Origin of the sequence: Gemmatimonas sp., assembly GCF_041689975.1 — a bacterium.
In the GTDB taxonomy this organism is placed as follows: Bacteria; Gemmatimonadota; Gemmatimonadetes; order Gemmatimonadales; family Gemmatimonadaceae; genus Gemmatimonas.
On sequence record NZ_JBDNFF010000430.1, the window covers coordinates 1 to 8,169 of the forward strand.

Here is an 8,169-nt window from a genome sequence, read left to right on the forward strand (position 1 = left end):
CCCGTGCTGCTCGGCGATTGCCATGATCTCCGGCATGCGCGCCGGCCTGGCCGCCAGATGCACCGGCACGATCGCTCGAGTCCGGGGTGTGATCGCCGCCTCGATCTGCGCAACGTCGATGTTGAGGTCGTCATCGACATCCACGAACACGGGTGTTGCGCCTGCCAGCGCGATCGTTGATGCAGACGCGATGAACGAGTTTGGTGCTGTGATGATTTCCGCCCCAGGCTCCAAATCGAGGCAGCGGAACGCGATGTGGAGTGAGCAGGTTCCATTCGACATGCCGGTCGCGAACGGAACATCTAAGTAGCGCGCAAACTCGTCCTCAAATGCGCGCACTTCCGGTCCGAGGATGTAGTGGCCGCTGTCAAGCACCTGCTCGAACGCCGCGATTAGCTCGTCGCGGATCGGCGCCATCTTGGTCGCGAAGTCGGTGTAAGGGACAGCGAATGTGCTCATGCTCCGGCGAGCCCCTCGGTGAGTGTGCGGTAAGCGAAGTCGGGGAACGCCCGGTGTGTCGCGCCCGGGTCGAACGGGCGGTAGCCACCGTGAGGCATCGGGCCGGAGCGAGGACGAGTATCGATCACAATCTCGGCGCTGCTGGCCGAGATGACCGTTTCCGCAGCCTCTCGAAATGAGACGACGTTGCCCGTCGCGGCATTCAGCACGCCAGTGCTCTGGTGGGAGACGATGCGTGCAACTAGATCAGCGACATCGTCGATGTGAACGTGGTCGCGCCGCTCCTCGCCCTCACCGAACAGTGTGATCGGCAAGCCCTGCTGAACGAGGTTGAGGAACTGGTTCGGCCCATAACCGTTGTGCGGGTCACCCGGCCCGTAGATCAAAGTCGGACGAACGATGCAAAACGCAGCCGGACCGGCGTTAGCGAGCATCACCTCGCGCGCTAGATGCATGACGCCGTGCAGCGAACTTGGCGATGTTGGCGACTCCTCGTCGAGGGGCAGCGGCGCATCGGCGTAGACGGCATCCGAGCTGATGTAGACCAAGTGCGCTACCGGCTGCTGCGAGAGCGCTGCGCAGACAGCCTCGGCCATCCGTAGGTTGTTGAGCAGCATCTTGTTGTTCTTGACAGGAGCGTCGGCCGCAGCGAAAACCAATGTATCGTCTGGCCGAAGCAGGCTAGCTAGGCGATCGCTGGCGTCGGCATCGCTCAGATCGAGGTCGGTGCGCGGCAGGCCAACGACGGTCACGCCAGCCGCTTCGAGATGGCGCAGCACGGATGAGCCGACGAAGCCAGCCGACCCAAGGATCAGCACCCGTGTGGGTCGGTACTGGCTGGATGCATGGACTAGCGCCACGTCAGGCTCCCCCTCCGGCGCCAAGCGTGGCGTAACGCAGGCCCGCAGCACGTATCGATGTGCCAGCAAGCACGGCAAACGGGTCGATCACTACGGCGCCGCTCGCGGCATCCGCGATCTGCGGCCCGGTGAGCGACGCATACTCGCGCCACGGCGTGGTGACGACGACTGCGTCGGCGCCAGCCAGCGCGTCGCCGATCGTGGCCGCACGTAACTGCTCAAGATCGGGAGGCGAAACCACAACAGGATCATGCCAGACTATCGTGGCACGATCGCCTTGCAGCGATCGCAGCAGCGCCAGCCCGGGCGAATTGCGCAAGGAATCCGTATCGGCCTTGTAGGCAAGTCCGAGAATCGCGACCCTTGTGCTTTGACCGAGCGCCCCGAGCTCAGCTCGCAGCTTCTTGTAAGGCCACTCGCGGCGCAGCGGCGACAGCGCCCGCCACGTGTCGACCAACGGCATCGTGACACCATTCGCAGCAGCGAGAGTTTGGAGCGTGACGAGGTCGCGCTCGAGGTTGCCGCCGCCGATGCCAAGACTCGGCGTCAAGTACGCAAACTCGCCAATGCGACGGTCGAGACGAAGGCTTGGCGCGATCTCACTCCAGTCAGCGCCAGCCAACTCGCAACTCTCGGCCAGCATGTCGGTCGCCTGGATCGAGGACACCAGCATCGTGTTGATCGCAATCTTCGCGAGTTCGGCGCTCTCGTAGCGCATCGGAAGGATTGGGCAATCGAAGCGCTCTAAGACCTCGCGCAGCGCGGTGGGTAGGGGCGTATCGCCCGCCGGCAGCCCGACGATGAACCGCTCCGGGCGCATCGCCCGCTCGACGGCGCTACCGAAGATCAGCGTCTCGACCTGGTAGACCATCGCACAGCCGCGCGCCTCTGCCTTAGCTTCGAAGCTGCGCGTCGTTCCCGGTGGCACTTGACTTAAAATAACGATGGTGGCCCCCGAAGAGGCATGGTCTAGGGCGATCTCGACTAGGTCGGCGACAGGTGCAAGGTCGCTGGTGCCCGCCTCCGATGTCGGAACATCGGCCGATATGTAAACGACCGAGCAGCGGGCGATGTCATCAGGCTGCGTTGACCATGAGATGCGCGGCATCGCTGATGCGAGAGATTCAGCGAGACCTGGCTCGCTGACGATCGGATCGCCGCCTGCCAGCGCCTTCACGACAAGTGGATTGCCGTCAAAGGCGAGCACGTCGAGCCCTTTGGCGGCCAACCCGACGCCCGAGACGATGCCAAGACGCGACAGTCCTAGAAAGCCGATCATGCTGCGCCGCCAATCTGGTGGGCGGCGGCTCGCAAAGCGTCGCTGATCACGAGGTCACGCCGAAGGCTGGCGCCGTCCCCGGCGAGGCAGAGCGCGGTGAAGTGCTGGTACTCCGCCTGCCATGTCGGGTCGGCTTGTTCGAGGACGAACTCCTCCTCCGCAGGCCTACCCGATGGCAGAACGCGATCTCGGATTGTGAGCGTACTCGGACCCCATTTACAGAGCCCTTCGACGTGGATGCTGCCAGCCTCACCGATGATGTCGAGTCGGAACGTGTTGCGCCACGACAGCAGCGTGCCCTCGAGTTGGGCGAAGGCGCCATCGAGCGGGACGCGCATTGCGTAGGCGTCGCAGGCCGCGTTCTCAAAACATTCCGACCAGAGGACCTCAGGCTTCAGCGCAAACGGCTCGGAGCTTGCTCCGAACCAGAAGTCGAGAAGGTCGAACTGGTGCGAGGCGAGGTCCGAGATAACGCCGTCGCCCTTATCGCGCCAGGGCGACCTGCGCACATCGCGAGCCGTTCCGTTGCCATAAAACATGCTGAGCATGAAAATGCGCCCGATGCGGTGCTCATTAAGGAGCTCGCGCACGCGAACCAGATGCGGTTCGAACCGATGGTTGTATGCGGTGTAGCAGGCCCCCCCAAAAGCACCTTGTAGCGCCTCCAACTCGGAGTGCTCGGCGACTGTCAGCACGAGCGGCTTCTCGACCAAGACATGCTTGCCATTCCCAAGCAGATGACGAATGATCTGCACCTTCATGGCGTCTGGGGTACAAACCAGCGCGGCATCGTAATCCGCTACGGGCACATGGCGGATATCGCCGAAGGTCGCATCGTCGACACTCGGGTCGACGGTAGCGACAACATCGTCGCCAGCGATACGGATCCGCTTGCGCCCCTGCGTGCCGAGGCCGATGACGACGGCCCTCACTTGTAGCTCAGGTGTCGCTCGATTGATTCGATCTTCTCGCGCACATGGTCGGGCGTGATCGGACGGTTGCCATCGCGCTCACACGCCGTACCGGCAGCCAAGGAACCGAGGATCGCTGCGACCACGGCGCTCTCCGTTGCCTTCAAGGCGACCGTGGCGTAAGCGAGTAGTGCGTCACCCGCCCCAACGGGATCAACCACGCCATCGGCAAACGAGTCGATCTGGAAGAAGTCACGCAGGCTGCCCGAATCGCCGCGGTGCACCATCACGCCACGAGCACCCATCTTCATGATCAGCACCTTGCAACCACTGCGCCGGTATAAATCGGAGGCCAAAGGACGCACGACCGAGTCTTGGTCGCCGATCGAGAAGCGTGCCTCCTTCTCGTTCGGTGTGATCAGATCGAACCCGGGGAAGTCGAGGATGTTGCCCCAGCGGCTCGCCACTTGGCTGTCGGCGACTCGGACGCAACCGGGTGGGATGGCGCCGGTAATTGTCGGAATTGTCTGCTTCGTGAAGATGCCGTGGCGGAAATCGCTGACAACGAAGACGCCCGCCGTCGAGCTCTGTAGTTGACGGACGATGTTGTCGAGCGTTGCAGTGTCGATTGGCCGGTTGTCGACCACGTCGACCTTCAGCAGTCGATAGCCGTCCGCGACGTAGACGAGCTTGTTCGTCGTCGGGCGGTTACCCTCGACAATCGCATCGACCTGTACGTCACCGGCCTCCAGCTCGCGTAGCGCGAAGTCGCGGTGGGCGTCGTCGCCGAGTACTGTCGTGAACGACACCTTCGCGCCGGTGGCGCGCACGTGTCGAGCGACCACGCCCGCGCCTCCGACGAAATCGATCTGCTCGTCGAACTTCAGACTGATCGTCGGCGTCTTGCTAGTGCTCGACCCGATCGGCGTGCAGTAGGCGTATGAGTCGATAATCGTGTCTCCGACAACATGGACGTGCGTGTCGGCGAGGGTGTCAAGCGCGGCAGTGAGATCGGCAAAGGACAGTCCTTCCGAAGACATCAGCGCCACAAGCTTCTCAGGTGCCAGGTTCGGAGGGGTCGTCTCGATGAAGCGCGATGACGAGTAGACGACATCGCCGGGCGTCAGGATTATCTCCCCTCCATACTCGTCGAGGACGTCGATCTCCTCTTGTGTCTTCGGATTGATGCCACTCGCCGCGTACTCGTAGCCCTTGGCATAGAAGTCGGGCTGCAGGAAGCGAAGATTCTCAAGCGGAACCGGGTCGTCGTCGATCAACACGTAGTCGACGACCTCCAGTGCAGCGAGGTTCAATGCGCGTAGGTCTTGAGGCACGTAGGGGCGGTAGTTCGCTTTTGGAATGTGCGCGTCCGAGGTGACGCTGACGACAAGGACGTCGGCCTGGCTGCGCGCATACATCAGATGCCGCAGATGACCCGGATGCACGAGGTCGAAGGTGCCGTGACAAAGGATCACCTTGCGCTCTCGTGGTCGCGGGCCGATCGCCTCGCGCAGCTCGTCGCGTGTGACGATCTTGCGCTTGTAACGCACGTCAGTGCCGTCGTCGTCTGAGATCATGGGGCGTCAGCCGCCAAGGCATCAAACCAGCTCTTCGTCGCCTGCTCGATCGTCGCGGGGTTCCAGACGGGGGCTTCGCGCCAGTCGTCGATCACGGCCAGCATCTGTGCCACGCCGGCCTCGAATGTCGTCTGCGGGGCCCACTGCAGCTCGGCCGTGATCCGAGCAGTGTCGGCCCATGTGCAGCGTGGCTCACCCGGGCGGTCGGGGATGTAGATCACTTCGCCGCCGAGCAATTCGATCAGGCGATTAACGCTCTGCGGGCTACTTGCGCCGAGGTTGTAGACACGACCGGCGTGCGTCGCCTCGGCCGCGGCGAGGAACGCCGCCGCGACATCGGTAACGAAGACGAAGTCGCGGCTCTGCTCGCCATCGCCGACGACAGTGAACGGCTGGTTGGCGAGCTTCTGGGCCAGAAACACACCGAAGACAGCCCCGTAGGCGCCCGTCGTGCGCGAGCGAGGTCCGTAGGCGTTAAAGATGCGGATTGAATTCGCCGGCAGCCCATAGACGGCTCCCCAGTGGTGCACTGCCTGCTCGCCGAGAAGCTTGCTCAGCGCGTAGGGATACTGTGGATCGATCGGTGCCAGTTCCGTCGTTGGCAGCTCCTTGGCAATCCCGTAGCACGACGATGATGCCGCGTAGACCAGCTTCTCGACCTTGGCGAAGCGCGCTGCTTCCAGAACCTTCACGGTACCTTGCACGTTGATATCCATGTAGTCGGCTGGTCGCTCAACAGACGGCACTATGTCGCCGATCCCCGCTAGGTGGAAGACGTAGCGGGCCCCTGCGAAGATCGTGGAAGCGGCATCCAGCCGCCTAACGTCTGCGCTGACGAATTCAACATCGGCGTTTCCCTCATGGTGCCGGATGTTCTTCTCATGCCCACCGCTGAGATCGTCAATGATGCGCACGCGATAGCCGCGCTCAACCAGCAGGTCGACGAGGTGGCTGCCAACGAAGCCAGCCCCGCCAGTAACCACCGCAGACGGTTTGGAGGTCACGATGCCTGCAGCCGCTGGAGCCGCTTGACGTTGAAGTATCGGTCGTCCGTCATGCTTTCCGGCAGCAACCCATCGCGGAACGCGGCACATAACTCGCGGACTGCGTCGTCGACAGCGAACTGCGGCTGAAAACCAAGCACTTTGCGGACCTTGTCGGAGTTGATGTGATAACTACGATTGTCATCCGACGGCGTTGTGACGATCGGGATGTCGGTCACCTCGGGGAACTCCTCCATCACGACGCGTTTGACGCGATCTGCGATCTCGCGGATCGAAAGGTTCTCGTAGCCGACGTTGAAGATCTCGTCACGAATCAGGTCGTCGGGTGCAGTGAGCATCAGCTCGAGCGCGTCGCAGTAGTCCTGCACGTGCAGGTTCGGGCGCAGTTGATCGCCACCGAAGACGGTGATCGCGCCATTTGTAACCGCGTGGTTGGTGAGGATATTTACAGACAGATCGAGGCGCTGGCGCGGCGCGTAGCCGCAGACCGTTGCCGGGCGCACGACCACGCCGACGAACGTGTCGTCCGTGTAGCGTGTGAGGATCGGCTCGCACTGGCCTTTATAATCGTTGTACAGGGTCAAAGGAACGAGCGGGTGGTCTTCCGTTACGTCCGGGGCATCCGACACGCCGTAGACGGAACTCGAGGACACGTAAACGAAGCGCTTGACGTCGGCTCCTTTCGCTGCGAGCACCATCGGCTCGAAGGCCTCGAGGTTGACGCTAGTCGAGAGCGCCTCGTCGAGCTCAAAGCTCGCATCGTTGGAGATGCAAGCAAGACTGATGAAGGCATCGTGCCCTGCAACACTCTGTGCGAGCAGCGCCATGTCACGGATATCACCCTCAACCACCGTCAAGTTAGGATCGTCGAGCGGCAAAAAATCCGAACCGAAGTAAAGGATGTCGTAGACCGTCACGCGATAGCCCTGCTCGAGTAGTTGCGGCACTAATCGGCTGCCACAGTAGCCGGCGCCGCCGGTCACAAACACGGAGGAGAACTGCGACTGCTCAGACACGGACGGCTCTTTTCTCAGACTTCATAGTCTGCCGCTTCGGCATCGTGGAAAAACATCTCGACCGTCTCACGAGAATACGTGTCGAGCGGCTTACCAATAATTGGAAATTTTGCGCGCAGATTACGCGTACAAGTGATGATTTCGCAGCCAACCTCGTCCGCTTGGAAGATGTTCAACGTTTCGCGCGGACTCGCCCACAAGATCGCTACGTCCGGATGCGACGACGCAATTTCGACTGCTTCGCGCATAATCGGCAGCGGGTCCACGCCGGTGTCGGCGATACGGCCAGCGAACAGCGAGAGAATCGCCGACGATTCCTTCGGCAAAGTCGCAACCGCCTCCTCCACCTGATCTATCGTGAACATCGCAGTGACATTGCAAACCACGCCTTGCGCCGTCAATCGCGCCACCAGCGGCAGTGCAGTCTCGCCCCTGACTGTTGTAATCGGGATCTTGACCTGAACGTGCTTACCCCACGTGGCGATCTCTAACGCCTGCCGCTCCATCTCTCGCAAATCATCCGCCAGCACTTCAAACGAGACTGGGCGGTCGCCGGTTACCGCGAGTACCTGTCGAGCGAAATCGCGATAGTTATCCACCCCAGCGGCGCGCATCAGCGTTGGGTTGGTCGTAAAGCCTGCGATAAGCGGGTCAGCGGCCGACTCTCGGATTTCGTCGACATCGGCGCCGTCTGCATAGATGCTGACGTTGAGGTTCTCGATTGTCATTCCCGCGTCTTCCAAGGCCGGGCAACCGTATCAACTGGAATAGTTGGGAGACTCTGTTAACGACAGAATCAGACGTGTGGCGGACGCTAAGGAGGTCGCCATCTGATCCGGATAGCCTGGGCGCGGCTCGCTATACCTGCGGTCAATGAAAACCGTATGGCATCCGGCCGTGTTGCCCGCTTCGATATCACTGGCCCGATCGCCAACCAGAAAGCTTGCGTTGAGATCGATCGCCAGTCGGCTAGCCGCTTCGACCAGCATCCCAGTCTTGGGCTTGCGGCAATCGCAGCCGTCGCTGCGCATGTGCGGGCAGGTCATGACCGCGTCGACATCCA

9 protein-coding genes are annotated in these 8,169 nt (G+C 61.9%); all 9 read right to left on the reverse strand.

From position 1 onward, the window contains the following. Window positions 1-417 (reverse strand): DegT/DnrJ/EryC1/StrS family aminotransferase (locus ACESNG_RS24035; protein WP_373071240.1); only part of this gene is annotated, 417 nt, incomplete at its 3' end. Window positions 418-455: 38 nt separating this feature from the next. Next, window positions 456-1,370, reverse strand: a complete 915-nt coding sequence (locus tag ACESNG_RS24040) for an NAD-dependent epimerase/dehydratase family protein (protein ID WP_373071256.1) — start codon at window positions 1,368-1,370, stop codon at window positions 456-458. Beyond that, window positions 1,321-2,598, reverse strand: a complete 1,278-nt coding sequence (locus ACESNG_RS24045; protein WP_373071242.1) for a nucleotide sugar dehydrogenase — start codon at window positions 2,596-2,598, stop codon at window positions 1,321-1,323. The genes ACESNG_RS24040 and ACESNG_RS24045 overlap by 50 nt, the downstream gene beginning before the upstream one ends. Next, the gene (locus tag ACESNG_RS24050) at window positions 2,595-3,530 is read right to left on the reverse strand and encodes a Gfo/Idh/MocA family protein (protein ID WP_373071244.1); all 936 of its coding nucleotides are present in this window, start codon (window positions 3,528-3,530) and stop codon (window positions 2,595-2,597) included. Before ACESNG_RS24050 ends, ACESNG_RS24045 begins: the two co-directional genes overlap by 4 nt. Beyond that, window positions 3,527-5,086, reverse strand: a complete 1,560-nt coding sequence (locus ACESNG_RS24055; RefSeq protein ID WP_373071246.1) for a PfkB family carbohydrate kinase — start codon at window positions 5,084-5,086, stop codon at window positions 3,527-3,529. Before ACESNG_RS24055 ends, ACESNG_RS24050 begins: the two co-directional genes overlap by 4 nt. Further along, window positions 5,083-6,090: an NAD-dependent epimerase/dehydratase family protein gene (locus tag ACESNG_RS24060; RefSeq protein ID WP_373071248.1), complete on the reverse strand. Its 1,008-nt coding sequence runs from the start codon at window positions 6,088-6,090 to the stop codon at window positions 5,083-5,085. The genes ACESNG_RS24055 and ACESNG_RS24060 overlap by 4 nt, the downstream gene beginning before the upstream one ends. Then, on the reverse strand, window positions 6,087-7,106 hold the full coding sequence (locus tag ACESNG_RS24065) for an NAD-dependent epimerase/dehydratase family protein (protein WP_373071250.1): 1,020 nt from the start codon (window positions 7,104-7,106) through the stop codon (window positions 6,087-6,089). Before ACESNG_RS24065 ends, ACESNG_RS24060 begins: the two co-directional genes overlap by 4 nt. Window positions 7,107-7,120: 14 nt before the next feature. After that, window positions 7,121-7,834, reverse strand: coding sequence for a transaldolase (locus ACESNG_RS24070; protein ID WP_373071252.1), 714 nt, complete (start codon window positions 7,832-7,834; stop codon window positions 7,121-7,123). 30 nt (window positions 7,835-7,864) lie between these two features. Next, on the reverse strand, window positions 7,865-8,169 hold a 305-nt coding region (locus tag ACESNG_RS24075; protein ID WP_373071254.1), incomplete at its 5' end, for an HAD-IIIA family hydrolase.